Raw genomic sequence first — 15,850 nt, 5'->3', positions numbered from 1 at the left:
AGATATAAATATATAGATAAATCTAGGTATGAATTATGTAATTAAGGTGCCTTAAAGAAGGCACCTTAAATCATTTTAAGCACTAATTAAACGATTCAATTTAACCATATCCGCTAAACCATGTGTTCTAAAATAATGCTCTAACCAGCTTTTAATTATTAATGGGTTGTTCATTTGTAGTACATCGTCTAAAAGTTTCTTTGCATCAGCCATTGGTACATGACAAATTGCTTTTCTGACGCGTAAAATATTGCTTGAACTCATTGATAGAGTATCGAAACCCATTGCCATTAGTATAATTGCAGAGAGGGGATCACCTGCCATTTCTCCACAAACGCTAATCGGTTTTTGATACTCATGGCAGTCTTCGACTAAGCGTTTTAAGGCACGTAAGATTGATGGATGAAAGTGTGAATAAACGTTGGCGACATGTGGATTATTACGGTCAACGGCCAGTAAATATTGGGTGAGGTCATTCGAACCAACAGAAAAGAAGTCAACTAACTCAGCGAATTCACCAATTTGAAAAAGTACGCTCGGCACTTCAACCATAATGCCGAGTTTCGGTTTGGTAATTTTAACCTGCTCTTCTTCTTGAACAGCAATCCAGTCACGTTCTAATAAATAAAGAACTTCCTCAACTTCACTGACGCTGGTGACCATGGGTAATAAGATATGTAAATTATTTAAACCAATACTGGCTTTCAGCATCGCACGAATTTGTGCCGAGAAAATCTCAGGATGATCGAGGGTAAAGCGTAGACCACGCCAGCCTAATGCCGAGTTTTCTTCTTCAATGCTGAAATAAGGCAGATCTTTATCCGCACCAATATCGAGGGTACGCATAATCACAGGCTTATTGGCAAAATGGCTTAATTGTTGACGATAAATCGCACGTTGTTCTTCTTCACCAGGGAAGCGTTCACGTAGCATAAATGGAATTTCACTACGATATAAACCAACGCCTTTCGCCCCCCGTTGCACCCCACGAACCACATCAATCATCAAACCTGTATTGACGAACAAGGGAATAGAGACACCATCAGGGGTAATTGCATCCTTGGTTTCGTATTGTTTCAAATCTTTTGCGATTTGTTCTTCTTCTTTTTGAACTTCTTTATAACGTTGACGCAAACGGCGTGGTGGGTTAACAAAGATACGCCCTTGATAAGCATCGACAATCATTTCAATGTCATCGAGGGTGGTAATCGGTAATTCAGTCACGCCCACTACAGTTGGAATGCCTAAAGCACGTGCCACAATCACCATATGTGAATTGGCTGCACCTTCAGAGGTTACAATCGCAGCAATCTTATCTACGGGCAGTTCCACCAAGGCAGCCGTACTGATTTCTTCACCAATTAAAATACTGTCTGGGCTGAGTTCGCGGTGACTCGAATCATTTTCTTGTAAGCAGGCTAAAATGCGACGACCGAGGTCTTTGAGATCAGAGACACGTTCACGTAAGTAATCGTCTTCCATTTGTGCAAAAAGCGCCACATGCTTATCAATGACTTTACGAACAGCGCCTTGCGCCCAACTTCCTGTACGAATGTGATCTTTAATTTCACTTGGTAAGGCATTTTCATCTAACATCCGTAAGAACACGCTAAACAATGCGCGTTCCTCTGACATCAATGAATCTTTCATTTTTTCATCTAAAGATTGAATCTCCAGACGTACCGCAGCAATCGCTTGATCTAATAAGTCGAGTTCATCACTGATATCTTCGGCTTCACGATCAGGAATTGTAGCCAGATCGGCAGGTGGGTAGAGTACGATGGCACGACCTAAGGCGATACCTCCAGCACCCGAAACACCTTGGAACGTTTTGTAAGATGAGCCACTGGTGGGTTTGCGGAAGACATCAATATTTCCGACCGCATGCGCGTGTGCGATTACCCCAGAGAGTTGTGCGCATAAGGTGACAAGAAATGATTCAGCCGCTTCACTAAAGTCTTGAGGTTCTTGATTTTGAACGACCAAAACACCCATCACTTTACGGCGGTACATGACGGGTACGCCGAGAAATGAATTAAACAGTTCTTCACCTGTCTCGGGTAAATAAGCAAAACGTTCGTGTTTTGGTGCGTTGTCAAGGTTGACGATTTCTTCGCGTTTACCGACTAAACCGACAAGACCTTCACCGACATTTAAAGAAACATGCCCGACAGCTTCAGGTTTCAAACCTTTTGAAGCCATCAGCACATAGCGTTTATTTCGTTCATCTAATAAATAAATTGAGCACACATCCACATGCATCGCTTCAGCCACATGATTGACCATAATGTCCAAAGAATCATGCAAACTGACGGACGCATTAATTTCTTGCACAATGCGTCTAAGCGTGTCGAGTTGCATGTTTGACATGGATGTTTACTCCAATTTATAAATCGTTATCGGTCTAGTTATAACAGCTCTTTTATCAAAAATCATTGCTTAAAGTGATGATTTGTTGACGATTAACGCTGCGGTAATTGTAAACATAATTCCATCATGGCTTTGCGGTAAACATCTCGTTTGAAGTTGACCACTTGACCTAACGGATACCAGTAACTCACCCATTGCCATTCATCAAACTCGGGTGGGTCTGATAGATTTAACTGAATATGATGGGGCGATGCCGTTAACTTCAGTAAAAACCATTTTTGCTTTTGTCCAATACATACGGGATCAGAATCTGACCGAATGTATCGATGTGGCAAACGATAACGCAGCCAACTTTTAGTCTGCGCTACTATTTGGACGTGTTCGGGCAATAAACCGACTTCTTCTCTCAGTTCACGATAAAGTGCCTGTTCAGGGGTTTCTCCAAACTGGATCCCTCCTTGTGGAAATTGCCAAGCATTGTGACCAATGCGTTTTGCCCATAAAACTTGTCCGTCATCGTTTGCCAAAATGATCCCGACGTTGGGTCGGAAACCTTCTGAGTCGATCATTTGGCTACCTAAATTTTCTCTATATCGTTGACTTTGATCTCGGGGACAGTCACTCTTCACGTCCAACTCGAAAAAGGTCAAAGTAAAATGTTTAAAATTGCTATGATCTTAACGAATTTTTAGTCACTTACGGAAATAGATTTACGTTTTTTTTCTTTAATTTGCATTTAAATGAGCATTTATATGAAATTGGCTTTGTTTGATTTAGATCACACCCTGTTAAATACCGATTCTGACCACTCATGGGGTGAGTTTTTAGTGAATGAAGGTTTGGTTGATCCAGTTCATCATCGTCAAATGAATGACAAATTCTATGAGGACTATAAGGCAGGGCAGCTTGACCCGATTGCTTATAATGAATTTGTCTTTGAATTCTTGACCAAGCATGACAATACTTATTTAACTGAACTACATCAGTTGTTTATGCAGAAAGTGATTCGCCCACAGATGCGCCCAAAAGGATTTGATGCAATCAAGAAGCATCAGGATATGGGACATGTGATTGTTGGGATTACTGCAACCAGTGATTTTATTACTGCACCGATTTTTCGTGAATTTGGGATTACCGAAATTATTGCCACCAATGCCGAAGTGCTGGATGGAAAATATACGGGTAAGGTGACGGGCTTACCTTGTTATCAAAAAGGAAAGCTGGCTCGTTTGGATCAGTGGTTACAAGGACGAGAAGTCGATGAGTCTTGGGCGTATTCAGATTCAATCAATGATCGTTTCTTGCTTGAATATGCAACCCATGCGATTGCGGTGAATCCAGACGATCGTTTAGAAAAATTAGCGCAAGAACAGAGTTGGAATATTCAAGACTGGTCGATTTAATGTAGTTGTTCAAGTTCCGAAAAATAGACGTTTTAATAACGTCTATTTTTTTATTTAGGATAAAGAGGATATTAAATAAAAACATTGAATCAAATTGTTAGCAAGATTATAAGAGTAGAAAAATTTATTTTAAAAATGATGAGGGGATCATGCCAAAAGCACCACAAATTAAATTACCAAAACAACTTTGGACAGAAGAGAGCATTGATCTTACCAGACACAGCTATCAAGGTAAGTTACTTACCAAAAATGAAGGTTTTAAATTAGGTAAAACGCAACGTAAAAAAATTCCGCGTGAGCAATTATCACAATTGTCAGAACGACCAAAAGGTACAACGGCTTTAACGATTTATGATTGGAGCAATCAAGCGCGTTTAGAGCAACTTAAACCAATTCGTGCCAAGCGTATGAGTGTTTCACCCTTTACGTTCTATCGTGGTATGCCGTCATTAATGTTGTTTGATCAAGCTTGGGAACAACATAACTCAGGATTATTTCAACAGATCTGTGGGGATTGTCATTTAAGCAATTTTGGTGGTTTTGCTAGCCCTGAACGTAATCTGTTATTTGGAATTAATGATTTTGACGAAACTTTAGTTGCGCCATTTGAGTGGGATTTAAAACGTTTAGCGACCAGTTTTGTGATTGCAGCACGTGATATTGATCTTGCTGATAAAGTCGGTTTAAAAGCCATTAAAACCATGCTGAATAGTTATCGCCAACATCTACTGCAAAATACTGAATTATCACCGCTACAAGTTTGGTATGACAAAGTCGATGCCAGTACGTTGTTAGAAAATACGGAATGTCGAAAACTGAGAAAGAAGCGAGAGAAGCACCTTGATTCAGCACAAAAAAGAAATGCGCATTCTGTTTTACCAAAACTCACACAACAAGATCAAGAAACAGGATTTCGCTATTTCGTTGATGATGCACCATTGCTCTGGCATCCCAATACGGATGAACCTTTTAGCCAAAGTGTTGAGACTTTCTTTCAGCAATATCGTGATTCATTAAAATACGATCGCCAAGTTTTATTTGACCGCTATCAACGTAGTGATGTTGCTTTAAAAGTGGTTGGGGTGGGGAGTGTTGGAACACGATCGGCGATTGCTTTATTTCAGGATGCAGATCGTGAACCTTTGATCTTGCAAATGAAAGAAGCTAATCCTTCAATCTTGAGCCCTTTATTCCTTGAAAAAGTGAAACATGAAGGTGAGCGTGTCATACATGGTCAGCAGTTGATGCAGGCGGCAAGCGATATTTTCCTCGGTTTTTCTAGCTTAGAAAAACATTTCCATGTGCGTCAGCTCCGTGATATGAAAATCTCAGTTGATTTAGCGGATATGGATGATGACTATTTTTATGAATATGCCGAAAGCTGTGGCTTAGCTTTAGCGCATGCACATGCAAAAGCAGGAAACGCCGATGTTTTGATGGGCTATCTCGGTGAGGGAAGCACCATTGTAGAAGTCTTACAGCAGTATGCAACACAATATGCAGAGCGTAATTTAAAGGACTATCAGCAATTTATGGATGCGGTGGCAGATGCTAAGATCCAAATTGCTGGAGATGAAGCACTTTAATCAATAAGTACGTTACTACAGATTTAATGAAATAATTCAAAAGGTTTAAGAAAGATGTTTAATAAAATTATGTCAGGTTTGGGTGTGCAAGGTGTGACTGTGGAAACACGTTTGCATAATCCAACTTTACAAGCGGGTGGAACATTAGAAGGGGAAATTAGTTTTAAAGGCGGCTCATCTGATAAAGAAATCAATAGTTTATATTTACAATTGATGACCATCGCCGAAGTTGAGTCAGGGGATCATGAATTTAATCAGCCTTTGATCTTGGATCAGTGGTTAATCAGTTCAAATTTTTTATTAGCTGCACATCAATCTCATCATATTCCATTTACGATGCAGTTACCTGAGGAGACGCCGATAACAGAGGTATCTTGTCGCCGTAATGGGACTCGCGTTTGGATCAATACACATATGGATGTTGATTGGGGACTAGATGCAACTGATCGTGATTATTTAAGCGTGTTACCAACACCAACCATGCAAGTGTTTTTACAAGCAATGCAACAATGTGGTTTTGTCTTATCGAGTGTCGATGTAGAAAAAGGACAACTCACGGCACGTAATTTTCGATCAACCATTGGTTGCTACCAAGAATTAGAGTTTGTTTCTTCACATCTGTTCAGTGGCTTTAATGAGGTTGAAGTGTCATTTGTTGCAGAAGCACATCAAACGCATGTGATGTTAGAAGTGGATCGAACCTTGCGTTCAGATCAGCTATTGACAATGACACTTCCAAATCAGCAATTAGATGTGGATCAAGTGACGCAACAAATTCGCCGTTTGTTAAAAATAGGATAATCTATATCATCGATGCCTCCCATAATTATTGGGAGGTTTTAATGTCATATAACTGTCATCTTTTGTTCTTAAGATGACAGTATGAAAATAAAAACAAATCAGGAAGAACAGACTTCCAATATGCTTGATGCATTACTCAAATTAAAACGCCAGCAACCTACGATCAAAACACGCTGGATCATGTTACCCATCTTAGTCTTATTGGTCATGTATAGCTGGCAACAGCAATTTTTTACGGCTTGGGTGCTAATTCCGTTCATTTGGACAGTGATTGTTGTGAATCAAGCGTTGATTGCTCGAACGAGACGAGACAAATTAGAGAGGATTGAGCAATTCAAAATTGATCCGATGTTTTGGAATAAATTAAAACAACAATATCCCGAACTGAGCTTAAAACAACGTCGACTGATTGAACTTGGATTTAAAGATTACTTAGCATTACATGTGATGCAAAAACAAGCCTATGCCATGCCATCACATGCAGTCGATGCTTTATGGCATGTGATGTTGCAATATCCGATCCAATATCAGCAATTATGTGAACAAACCATAGGTCGAACGTTGAATCATAGCCTTTATGACGGAACAACGAGAGCAGAAGAACAAGCAAAGCAATTATTTGAAGCTTGGAAATATAGCTGTATGTTACATGGATATAATCCAAGCAATACGATGCAATTGCCACGACTATTTGCGGTTGATCAGGTGTTGGGTTGGGAAAATGGACAATCGTTTGAACTGGCGCAAATGACTAAAGATTTTGCAAAATATATGCAATCTCAATCATCTTCATCCAGTTGTGGCAGTAGCTGTAGCAGTTGTGGCGGAGGTGGTGACTAACTTAGTTTTAGCTAGCCTAGCCAAGTTGCATCATATTAATTAATTCTTCCGCCGCTTTAGATTGAATCCGTGCAGGATGCCACACCATACCCAGTTGACGTTGCATATCGAGATTCAGATCAAGTTGTTTTAAATCTTGATTCACCAATGTTTTAGGTAATACCGACCAACCTAAACCAATAGAAACTAACATCCTGATTGATTCTAAAGGATTGTTGCTCATACTGATTTTAGGTTTTAAGCCTTTCTTTTCAAATTCAGCCAATGTGATCTGACTGGTATAGGTATGTGCAGCGGGTAAGAGGCTTGGATAAGCGATTAAATCTTCTAATGTGAGTTGTGTTTGTTGAGCCAATGGATGAAAGGGTGATGCGACAAAAACCAAAGGATCATTCCACATTGTCAAATAGTTGAGGCGATCATCGCCAATCGGCGGTAACGTTAAGAATGCTAACTCTAATTCACCTGCTAAAACTTGTTCATGGGCTTGCTCTGAATCAACAAAATGAACATCTAACCTGACTTGTGGAAAACATTGCACAAAGTTCTTCAATGGTTCTCCCAAATGATGCAGTCCGATATGGTGACTGGTGCCAATTTTTAAACGACCTTGAACCTGAGTTTGCTCATGGCTGAGTGTATGGTGAATTTCGCCCAGTTCATTGAGCCATGTTCTCACTTTGGGTAATAAAGAGTGTGCAGCATGGGTCGGTTGGATACCTCGTCCTGCGGATTCAAACAGTTTTACCCCAAAATAATCTTCAAGGCTGTGGATTCGTTTGGTTACCGCAGGTTGAGTAATAAAAAGTTGTTCAGCTGCTAAAGAAATTGAACTGGTTTCCATGACTTTGACAAATGCTTCAAAAGCAGCGAGATTCATATTGATTTATCCAAGAGCATTCTAAAATTTAAGGTAAGTCGTTATTGAGTGAGATTCAACTAAAAACGATTCCAAATCTTTTCATGGAAGAAAAAAGCAAATGCCTGTACGGTCGGTTCAAGTAAGCTCAAGGTTGCAGACATGAGCAAGTTTCCTGTAATGGCATAGGCGACCAACATGGCAACACTAATATGGAGAATATAGTAACTCAAGGTTTTCTTTAACGTTCGTTGATTGTTGAGTACAAATTGCTGGATGTTTGACATGGTGCTCACCAAATAAATTTTATTTATATAAATAATAATCATTATCATTTGAAAAGTAAAAAGGAAATTTTGATTGATGATGATTGGATTTGAAGATGATAGGTTTAACTTGCTCAATTGCTGTGGGATTCAAAATGTTAGGATTATCTAAAACGACTTTGAGCTAGTGTTGCACAAGGTAAGTTCAGCGACCAAGTGCAACAGAACCATTTTTGCGTTAAAACTAATCTTAAGTAGCGAGTAGTTTCAGTTTGCGTAGCAAAATGCCTACTTCGTCTGGGCTGTCCTCTTGAGTAGTATCTTGACGGTTTTGTTCGAATTTCTCTTCTAAAGTTTGATCTTCCGCCACACCAAAAAGTTGTTTCATCAACAGCATAGATTGTTGTAACTCTAGCTCAGCTTCATCATTCGTTAAGCCTAACGTAGTCATTTCTGTTTTACTCTGAGCTAAAATTTCATCTATGTTTGAAGCAGGTTGATCTTCATCTATATCAATATCCTGAGCATATTCCAACTCAAGTTTTTCGATAATGGTTTTTATATCTGATTTTAAATCAATACCTTGTTCTGTGAGGTATATTAAAATAGGTAAAATATCTTCAACTAGGTCGTCATAAAATTCGAAATCCAGATAGTCTGTTAGTGCCTGTTTGAAGATAGATTCAAATTGTTTGAGATGAATAACGTCTATTGATTTTACCAGTGTAAAAAAATGATCTGCTTTACCTTGAAAATTTGGATCAAATCGACCTTCAAATAGTCCATATTTAATGAGTCGCCCTGTAAGTGGGGTAGGAATGTGATTAATGTTGTCTATTGCTAGTAGTGCAGCATAGGCAGTGTAATGATATCTTTCGTGAGGATGGTCAAGAAAATAGCTAATGTCATCAGTGTATGTTTCGGCATCATAATGGGTTAAGAAATAAACCAATGACTCATCCCAAAAACTTGCACTTTCTTCACGTTCTTGTGCTAAAACCTGCATCGCAAAATCAATCACGAAAGGAGGAAAAGCACCTGTATGCTGACAAAGGCTGGCAAAAGTGTGGAGCAGTTGGGGTGTTCTTTCAATAGAGGGATAGCATTGATAAAAATCAATTAATGCAGTCAGAATTTGTGTTGCACTATGTTGTGGTGCATATTCTGCAATATCTAAATAATGATCTAAGATTTCTGCATCTCTATTATTTTCAAGAGAATAATAATCACACCATTGCAATATACGAGCAGGTGTATTGATATGTTGTGCAAATTTTTGAAAGTTCCCTGTGTTGCAAGAATCTCTAAACTCCTCCAAACAGGCTTGATACGTTGTATCGGTTATTTGTGGCATTTTAGCGAGGGTTTGTTTGATCAAATCACCCACATGAGAGGCTAGATTTGGCAACATATCGATGAGTTGTTGCTGTAATGGTTCAAGTTCATCCGTCAAATTAACAATAAAGTGAATGGGGGTAAATGGACTACTTAGCCAGTCAATTTGAAGTTTCTCATCATTTTCATCCAATGGAAAATGCTTTTCTAGATCTTGTTTGCGCCAACTTTCACAGGTTGCACGATCAATACATGCTTGATAAAAAGCATTAATATGACGACTAGATGCAGCCTTATATTTTGCTTCTAAATTTGTAACGTGTGACCAAAATGATAAAATAGCAGTCAAATAAAGGTTCTTTTGTTCACCTAATTCTAGTAGCCATTCTTGAAGTTGTTGTTTGGTTTCAATAGCGAGATCATCTTCGTAACTATAGTATTCGGAACAGGCTTTTGCGGCTTGTTGACGTTGTTGCCATGTTGGGGCAAGAAGCTGTTTAAAGATATTTTGCATTGAATTGTTCCATGAGTTCAGGTTTTTTAGGATTTATGCACTGATGACACTGAACATGTGACATAAAAGGTTGCGTATTGTAAAAATTGCTTTTGAAAATCTTTATTTTTGCTGATGAATAAACTGTTATATATTTTTCTCAGTGTTGATTATTCTATATAACTATATTTAATAATGGAACGAAATAAAATTATTTTTTAATAATAATCAAAATATTATAGTTTATTTTGTTTGCTTTTCTTAAGTGCTCTATAAATATATTTAAAATGCTCTTGCTGATAAATTATTCCTAAAAGTTTTGCAACCAATAAAAATGATAAATTAGATTTATGTGAAACGATTGTTATAATAAATCAATATTAAGATTACCCAGTCCTATGACAAGCACGTTGGAGAGCGACGACATGGCAGGCAAGACATTATATGACAAATTGTGGGATGACCATTTAGTTAAGCAACGTGATGATGGTTCAAGCTTGATTTATATTGATCGTCATTTATTACATGAAGTGACCAGTCCCCAAGCATTTGAAGGTTTACAACTTGCTAATCGCCAACCTTGGCGTTTAAGTGCCAATGTCGCAACACCTGACCATAACGTTCCAACCTCGAAAAAAGAGCGTGAACAAGGCATTGCAGGGATCGAAGATGATACGTCTCGTATCCAAGTTCAAACTTTAGATGATAACTGTAAGACCTTTAATATCACTGAATTTGGTATTAATGATATTCGTCAAGGGATTGCGCATGTGGTTGGTCCAGAGCAAGGTTTAACTTTGCCGGGTATGACCGTGGTATGTGGCGATTCACACACTGCGACACATGGTGCTTTTGGTTGTTTAGCGCATGGTATTGGAACTTCTGAAGTTGAGCATGTGTTGGCAACTCAGTGTTTAGTACAGAAAAAATCAAAAAACATGTTGGTTCGTGTTGATGGCGTGTTAGGCAATGGCGTGACATCGAAAGATGTAGTGTTGGCGATTATTGGCAAGATTGGAACAGCTGGTGGTACAGGTTATGCCATCGAGTTTGGCGGTCAAGTGTTCCGTGATATGTCGATTGAAGGTCGTATGACCGTATGTAATATGGCAATCGAGGCTGGCGCGCGCGTGGGTATGGTTGCTGTAGATGATAAAACCATTGCTTATGTAAAAGATCGTAATTATGCACCGAAAGGCGAACAGTGGGATCAAGCAATCGCTTATTGGGATACCTTGCATTCGGATGAAGATGCAGTATTTGATGCGGTTGTTGTCTTAAATGGTGCAGAGATTGAACCACAAGTGTCTTGGGGGACTTCTCCAGAAATGGTGATTCCAGTTTCACAGGCTGTACCAACTTTAGAACAAGCCAAAGATGATGTGCAACGTAATGACTGGAGTCGTGCTTATCAATATATGGGTTTGACTGCTGGTCAAGCTTTGTCTGATATTCAGTTAGATCGCGTGTTCATTGGTTCATGCACCAATTCTCGTATCGAAGATATTCGTGCCGCAGCAGATGTGGTTAAAGGGCGTAAAGTTGCTTCGAGTATTAAACAGGCGATGATTGTGCCTGGTTCTGGTTTAGTGAAGCAGCAAGCTGAACAAGAAGGCTTAGATCAAATTTTCTTGGAAGCGGGTTTTGAATGGCGTGAACCAGGTTGTTCAATGTGCTTAGCCATGAATGCTGATAAGTTACAACCGGGTGAGCATTGTGCTTCGACCTCAAATCGTAACTTTGAAGGTCGTCAAGGGAACGGTGGTCGTACCCATTTGGTGAGTCCAGCAATGGCAGCAGCAGCAGCAATCGCAGGTCATTTTGTTGACGTACGTAGTTTCTAAAATCTCCCTCAGCCTCTCTTTTTAGTAAAGAGGGGAAAAGTCCCTCTTTCATAAAGGGGGATTTAGGGAGATTAATCAGTTAATTGGAAGTTTTAAAATGAAAAAATACACTGTAGAACAAGGTATCGTTGCACCATTAGACCGTGCCAATGTCGATACCGATTTGATTATTCCGAAGCAGTTTTTGAAATCTATTAAACGTACTGGGTTTGGTGATAACTTATTTGATGAATTGCGCTATTTAGATGAAGGTTATTTGGGTCAAGATATTAGTAAGCGTCCAATTAACCCTGAGTTTGTGTTGAATAAACCGCGCTATCAAGGCTCAATTATTTTGTTGGCACGAACTAATTTTGGCTGTGGTTCAAGCCGTGAACATGCACCTTGGGCTTTAAATGAGTATGGTTTCCGTACCGTGATTGCACCAAGTTTTGCTGATATTTTCTTTAATAACTGCTTTAAAAATGGCATGTTGCCTGTGATCCTATCTGAAGAGATCGTGGATCAGTTATTCAAAGAATGTGCTGAAGAAGGCTATCAGCTTACGATTGATTTAGAAGCACAAGAAGTACGTACACCAAAAGGTGACGCATTTAAATTTGAGATTGAGCCATTTCGCAAACATTGTTTATTGAATGGTTTGGATGATATTGGTTTAACTTTACAAGTTGCGGATGATATTCGTGCTTTTGAAGAAAAAGCCAAACAAGTACGTCCTTGGGTATTTCAAGATATACAAGCCTAGGTTTTATTTATATTTTATCAATATAAACATGGCTTAATGTCTTGGGAGATTTTAAACATAGCCATAGCACAGACATTGAACTCTTGTTAACATGCGAGTAAATCTATTTGCTTGCATGTTTACATGATATGAGGACTGGGCCTGAATAATGAAAACAAGACTCGCTTGCAGTATTTTACTGTGTTTAGGTGTTGGTACGTTGTTAACCGCATGTCAGAATACTCCGAATGTGGTTGATCAAGTTCGTATCGCACAAACGACATTAGAAAATAAAGCGGATAATGTAACTTTATATTGTTCAGGGGTCGAAAATTGCGAGTTTGAAAGAATAGGTGATCTTGCTGTAATTGATGCAAAGTCGCATCGCATTAGCCAACAGGCAATGGAGCGAGGAATCGTCAGATTACAAGGTTCAGTTTTTAGTAGAAAACAACAAGTCTACTTAAATGTACCTGCCAAGCAATATGAGGTCGTTATTCGATTCTATCCGATTTCGCCTGATCGAGCTGAAACCTTCCATGTCATTCATGCGTTCAAGCCCCACCAAAGCTATACCTTTAAAATGTACCGAGACCGAGCATATCGTTCAGGTAGTTTACTCAATGTTTCTGTACCTGAGCCATTATGTGTTGATTTACAGCAAGCGCAACATACGATTCGTCGATTCTGTCGCCCATTTGATGTGAGTACAGGTTTAGGCGAGTTTATTGAGAAAAAGATTTAATTGGTTTGCAGTCGTAACTGCTGTACATAGGAAATTGGAAAATAAATGTCTAAACATATTTTAATTTTAGCGGGTGATGGTATCGGTCCTGAGATTGTTGGTGCTGCTGAAAAAGTACTAACAACGGTCAATCAAAAATTTAATTTAGGTTTGACATGGGAGCAAGGTTTACTGGGTGGTGCCGCGATTGATGCACATGGTGAACCGTATCCTGCTGTGACGAGTGAACAAGCAAAAAATGCAGATGCTATTTTATTGGGGGCAGTTGGTGGTCCGAAGTGGGATACGATTGAACGTTCGATTCGTCCAGAACGTGGTTTATTGAAAATTCGTAGTGAATTGAATTTGTTCGCTAATTTACGTCCTGCGATTCTTTATCCGCAATTGGCAGATGCTTCAAGTTTGAAACCTGAAATTGTTGCAGGTTTAGATATTTTGATTGTTCGTGAGCTGACGGGTGGGATCTATTTTGGTCAACCACGCGGTATTCGTGAATTAGAGAATGGTGAGAAACAAGGCTATAACACCGACGTTTATTCTGAAAGTGAAATCAAACGTATTGCTAAAGTTGCTTTTGAACTTGCTGGCTTACGTGGTGGTAAGGTTTGCTCTGTCGATAAAGCTAACGTATTAGAAGTCACGGAATTATGGAAGCAAACGGTCACTGATTTGCAGCAAGCTCAGTATTCAAATATCCAATTGTCACATATGTATGTTGATAACGCAGCAATGCAGTTAGTACGTGCGCCAAAACAATTTGATGTGATTGTGACGGGTAACTTATTTGGCGATATTTTATCTGATGAAGCTGCAATGTTAACAGGTTCTATTGGTATGTTGCCTTCTGCATCTTTAGATGAGAATGGTAAAGGCATGTATGAGCCATGTCATGGTTCTGCACCCGATATCGCAGGTCAGAATGTCGCGAATCCACTTGCAACGATTCTTTCTGTCGCAATGATGTTGCGTTACACTTTCCGTGAAGAAGTTGCCGCGAAAGCGATTGAAGATGCAGTAGGTCAAGTTTTGGATCAAGGTTTACGTACAGCTGACATCATGTCTGAAGGCATGACAAAAGTTGGTACAGATGCCATGGGTGAAGCTGTGGTTTCAGCACTTAACTAAAAGTTATAGCCAATCAAAAACGCAGCTTAAGCTGCGTTTTTTTATAACTTAATGTATATAGGCGAACTAACAAGCCTTGCCTTCATAACGAATCGAGCGAGCGATTTGTTGTTGATCGAGTTCAAAGATAATATGACAGTAAAAATTGATGTCATAAGATTGACTATAAGTTGTGCTCGTGGAAAGACGAGAGCCATCTGAAATTCCCATATTCATAGGTATAGGGATATTCATAGGTCGAAGTACTGTAAAAACTAAATTTTGATTGGTCTTTTGAGGTTGTTTTAATGTTTGATAGCCTAGGCTTCTCAGATTAAGATTTTGTTGAATATTATCGGCTGATTGACCAATATAAGGTTGTAAGTAGTCTTGGAGTTTAACAGATTGCCATCCAGGCGTTGCACAACCTTGTAGAATGAGAAAAAAAGCAAATATAAAATATTTAGAATTCATCCTGATAATTTCCTTATATTGATATGAAATATTTAAATTTTATGTATTGTATTGCTTAAATCAAATAAAGACAAAAATATACAAACTTGTCTATCCTTGGGCAATATTCAATTCAAATAAAATATGCTTAGATATGTTGCATAATGAAGCGATTGGGAAAACTTGATGCGCAAGATAATATTTGGACTTATATGTGGAGCTTTAGCGCCATTAAGCTATGCAGATAATTGTGATAAGGCTCGTAATACCTATGATGATATTTATTGTACCAATAAAATTTATGCCAGCGCTGATGCCGATTTAAATAAAAACTATCAGCAATTAAGACATCAACTTAATGATACACAACAAAAAATCCTTAAAAAGTCACAGCTCGCATGGATTCGTCATCGTGATGCTCAGTGTACTGATGATCAGCAAAATAGTGTAAATGTGCAATGCCGACTGAGTACGACACAAGAACGTAATCATTGGTTAGTGGAACGGTTACGCGAGTGTCAAACCATTGGATGTAAGACAACACGGTTAAGTGAATAAGTAACAGGAATTAAGCATAGAAAAAAAGCCACAAAAATGTGGCTTTTTTGCATTCACGAATTTCTTAGCGCGCGCGGTAAGTGATACGACCCTTTGTTAAGTCATAAGGTGTCATTTCGACTTTTACACTGTCGCCCGTCAAAATACGGATATAGTGTTTACGCATTTTACCAGAAATGTGAGCAATAACTTCGTGACCGTTTTCTAAACGTACACGGAACATCGTATTAGGAAGCGTTTCGGTGACAACGCCTTCGAACTCAATGAGTTCCTCTTTATTGGCCATAGCCTACCTGATGATCAAATTGGAAAGGGGCAAATTATAGTCAATTTATTTGAATTTTACAAGGTTAACTCGCAGCAAACCTTTTAGATGTTTATTGATGAAAACTGTCAGACAATTGACAATTTTTTTTAACAAAAGTAGCAGAATATTGTTGTCAGTTTGGTCAATCAACGTTAATCTAAA

General features: G+C 38.9%; 16 protein-coding genes. 9 read left to right on the top strand and 7 right to left on the bottom strand.

The window, feature by feature from the left end:
* Nucleotides 1-75: 75 nt before the first annotated feature.
* Nucleotides 76-2,370 (bottom strand): phosphoenolpyruvate--protein phosphotransferase, encoded by a 2,295-nt coding sequence (gene ptsP, locus C502_RS0102925; protein WP_018677369.1) that lies wholly within the window; start codon nucleotides 2,368-2,370, stop codon nucleotides 76-78.
* Nucleotides 2,371-2,462: 92 nt separating this feature from the next.
* Nucleotides 2,463-2,939, bottom strand: coding sequence for an RNA pyrophosphohydrolase (locus C502_RS0102920; protein WP_018677368.1), 477 nt, complete (start codon nucleotides 2,937-2,939; stop codon nucleotides 2,463-2,465).
* Between the two features lie 183 nt (nucleotides 2,940-3,122).
* Between C502_RS0102920 and C502_RS0102915 the strand changes: the two genes are divergently transcribed.
* The 4 genes from C502_RS0102915 to C502_RS0102900 all read left to right on the top strand — a co-directional run bounded on the left by C502_RS0102915 (nucleotide 3,123) and on the right by C502_RS0102900 (nucleotide 7,000).
* Nucleotides 3,123-3,773, top strand: a complete 651-nt coding sequence (locus tag C502_RS0102915; protein ID WP_018677367.1) for an HAD family hydrolase — start codon at nucleotides 3,123-3,125, stop codon at nucleotides 3,771-3,773.
* Nucleotides 3,774-3,922: 149 nt separating this feature from the next.
* Nucleotides 3,923-5,359: a DUF2252 domain-containing protein gene (locus C502_RS0102910; RefSeq protein ID WP_018677366.1), complete on the top strand. Its 1,437-nt coding sequence runs from the start codon at nucleotides 3,923-3,925 to the stop codon at nucleotides 5,357-5,359.
* A gap of 54 nt (nucleotides 5,360-5,413) precedes the next feature.
* Nucleotides 5,414-6,160, top strand: coding sequence for a sporulation protein (locus tag C502_RS0102905; protein WP_018677365.1), 747 nt, complete (start codon nucleotides 5,414-5,416; stop codon nucleotides 6,158-6,160).
* A gap of 81 nt (nucleotides 6,161-6,241) precedes the next feature.
* Nucleotides 6,242-7,000: a glycine-rich domain-containing protein gene (locus C502_RS0102900; RefSeq protein ID WP_018677364.1), complete on the top strand. Its 759-nt coding sequence runs from the start codon at nucleotides 6,242-6,244 to the stop codon at nucleotides 6,998-7,000.
* 16 nt (nucleotides 7,001-7,016) lie between these two features.
* Here the strand turns inward: C502_RS0102900 and C502_RS0102895 are convergent, their stop codons facing one another.
* From C502_RS0102895 to C502_RS0102885, 3 genes are all read right to left on the bottom strand, one after another.
* Nucleotides 7,017-7,880 (bottom strand): LysR family transcriptional regulator, encoded by an 864-nt coding sequence (locus tag C502_RS0102895; protein ID WP_018677363.1) that lies wholly within the window; start codon nucleotides 7,878-7,880, stop codon nucleotides 7,017-7,019.
* 59 nt (nucleotides 7,881-7,939) lie between these two features.
* Complete coding sequence (locus C502_RS0102890) at nucleotides 7,940-8,146, bottom strand: DUF2061 domain-containing protein (RefSeq protein ID WP_018677362.1); 207 nt, start codon at nucleotides 8,144-8,146, stop codon at nucleotides 7,940-7,942.
* Nucleotides 8,147-8,375: 229 nt separating this feature from the next.
* Entirely contained in the window at nucleotides 8,376-9,974 is a 1,599-nt protein-coding gene (locus tag C502_RS0102885) for a hypothetical protein (RefSeq protein WP_018677361.1), read from the bottom strand.
* Nucleotides 9,975-10,378: 404 nt separating this feature from the next.
* On the opposite strand from C502_RS0102885, the gene leuC reads away from it, so the two are divergent.
* The 4 genes from leuC (at nucleotide 10,379) to leuB (ending at nucleotide 14,391) form a co-directional block, all read left to right on the top strand.
* Nucleotides 10,379-11,797: a 3-isopropylmalate dehydratase large subunit gene (gene leuC, locus C502_RS0102880; protein WP_018677360.1), complete on the top strand. Its 1,419-nt coding sequence runs from the start codon at nucleotides 10,379-10,381 to the stop codon at nucleotides 11,795-11,797.
* 97 nt (nucleotides 11,798-11,894) lie between these two features.
* Complete coding sequence (gene leuD, locus C502_RS0102875; protein WP_018677359.1) at nucleotides 11,895-12,542, top strand: 3-isopropylmalate dehydratase small subunit; 648 nt, start codon at nucleotides 11,895-11,897, stop codon at nucleotides 12,540-12,542.
* 148 nt (nucleotides 12,543-12,690) lie between these two features.
* On the top strand, nucleotides 12,691-13,266 hold the full coding sequence (locus tag C502_RS0102870; protein ID WP_018677358.1) for a hypothetical protein: 576 nt from the start codon (nucleotides 12,691-12,693) through the stop codon (nucleotides 13,264-13,266).
* Nucleotides 13,267-13,311: 45 nt separating this feature from the next.
* Nucleotides 13,312-14,391 (top strand): 3-isopropylmalate dehydrogenase, encoded by a 1,080-nt coding sequence (gene leuB / locus C502_RS0102865; protein WP_018677357.1) that lies wholly within the window; start codon nucleotides 13,312-13,314, stop codon nucleotides 14,389-14,391.
* Nucleotides 14,392-14,457: 66 nt separating this feature from the next.
* Here the strand turns inward: leuB and C502_RS0102860 are convergent, their stop codons facing one another.
* Entirely contained in the window at nucleotides 14,458-14,844 is a 387-nt protein-coding gene (locus C502_RS0102860) for a hypothetical protein (protein ID WP_018677356.1), read from the bottom strand.
* Nucleotides 14,845-15,006: 162 nt separating this feature from the next.
* Here C502_RS0102860 and C502_RS0102855 point away from each other — a divergent pair, with 162 nt between their 5' ends.
* On the top strand, nucleotides 15,007-15,381 hold the full coding sequence (locus C502_RS0102855; RefSeq protein WP_409360628.1) for a lysozyme inhibitor LprI family protein: 375 nt from the start codon (nucleotides 15,007-15,009) through the stop codon (nucleotides 15,379-15,381).
* Nucleotides 15,382-15,445: 64 nt separating this feature from the next.
* On the opposite strand, the gene infA is transcribed toward C502_RS0102855, so the two are convergent.
* Nucleotides 15,446-15,667, bottom strand: a complete 222-nt coding sequence (infA, locus tag C502_RS0102850) for a translation initiation factor IF-1 (protein ID WP_001284370.1) — start codon at nucleotides 15,665-15,667, stop codon at nucleotides 15,446-15,448.
* Nucleotides 15,668-15,850: the final 183 nt, after the last annotated feature.

Origin of the sequence: Acinetobacter tjernbergiae DSM 14971 = CIP 107465 (genome assembly GCF_000374425.1) — a bacterium.
GTDB classification, from domain to species: Bacteria; Pseudomonadota; Gammaproteobacteria; order Pseudomonadales; family Moraxellaceae; genus Acinetobacter; species Acinetobacter tjernbergiae.
Note: the sequence above shows the minus strand (reverse complement) of the source record. Positions and strands in the feature narration are given on the sequence as shown.

What these genes read in the sequence shown, in the direction of transcription:
- C502_RS0102890 (WP_018677362.1), bottom strand. Translation starts at nt 8,146, where the DNA reads ATGTCAAACATCCAGCAATTTGTACTCAACAATCAACGAACGTTAAAG.
- ptsP (WP_018677369.1), bottom strand. Translation starts at nt 2,370, where the DNA reads ATGTCAAACATGCAACTCGACACGCTTAGACGCATTGTGCAAGAAATT.
- leuB (WP_018677357.1), top strand. Translation starts at nt 13,312, where the DNA reads ATGTCTAAACATATTTTAATTTTAGCGGGTGATGGTATCGGTCCTGAG.
- C502_RS0102870 (WP_018677358.1), top strand. Translation starts at nt 12,691, where the DNA reads ATGAAAACAAGACTCGCTTGCAGTATTTTACTGTGTTTAGGTGTTGGT.
- infA (WP_001284370.1), bottom strand. Translation starts at nt 15,667, where the DNA reads ATGGCCAATAAAGAGGAACTCATTGAGTTCGAAGGCGTTGTCACCGAA.
- C502_RS0102905 (WP_018677365.1), top strand. Translation starts at nt 5,414, where the DNA reads ATGTTTAATAAAATTATGTCAGGTTTGGGTGTGCAAGGTGTGACTGTG.
- C502_RS0102915 (WP_018677367.1), top strand. Translation starts at nt 3,123, where the DNA reads ATGAAATTGGCTTTGTTTGATTTAGATCACACCCTGTTAAATACCGAT.
- C502_RS0102885 (WP_018677361.1), bottom strand. Translation starts at nt 9,974, where the DNA reads ATGCAAAATATCTTTAAACAGCTTCTTGCCCCAACATGGCAACAACGT.
- C502_RS0102910 (WP_018677366.1), top strand. Translation starts at nt 3,923, where the DNA reads ATGCCAAAAGCACCACAAATTAAATTACCAAAACAACTTTGGACAGAA.
- C502_RS0102900 (WP_018677364.1), top strand. Translation starts at nt 6,242, where the DNA reads ATGAAAATAAAAACAAATCAGGAAGAACAGACTTCCAATATGCTTGAT.
- C502_RS0102895 (WP_018677363.1), bottom strand. Translation starts at nt 7,880, where the DNA reads ATGAATCTCGCTGCTTTTGAAGCATTTGTCAAAGTCATGGAAACCAGT.
- leuC (WP_018677360.1), top strand. Translation starts at nt 10,379, where the DNA reads ATGGCAGGCAAGACATTATATGACAAATTGTGGGATGACCATTTAGTT.
- C502_RS0102920 (WP_018677368.1), bottom strand. Translation starts at nt 2,939, where the DNA reads ATGATCGACTCAGAAGGTTTCCGACCCAACGTCGGGATCATTTTGGCA.
- leuD (WP_018677359.1), top strand. Translation starts at nt 11,895, where the DNA reads ATGAAAAAATACACTGTAGAACAAGGTATCGTTGCACCATTAGACCGT.
- C502_RS0102860 (WP_018677356.1), bottom strand. Translation starts at nt 14,844, where the DNA reads ATGAATTCTAAATATTTTATATTTGCTTTTTTTCTCATTCTACAAGGT.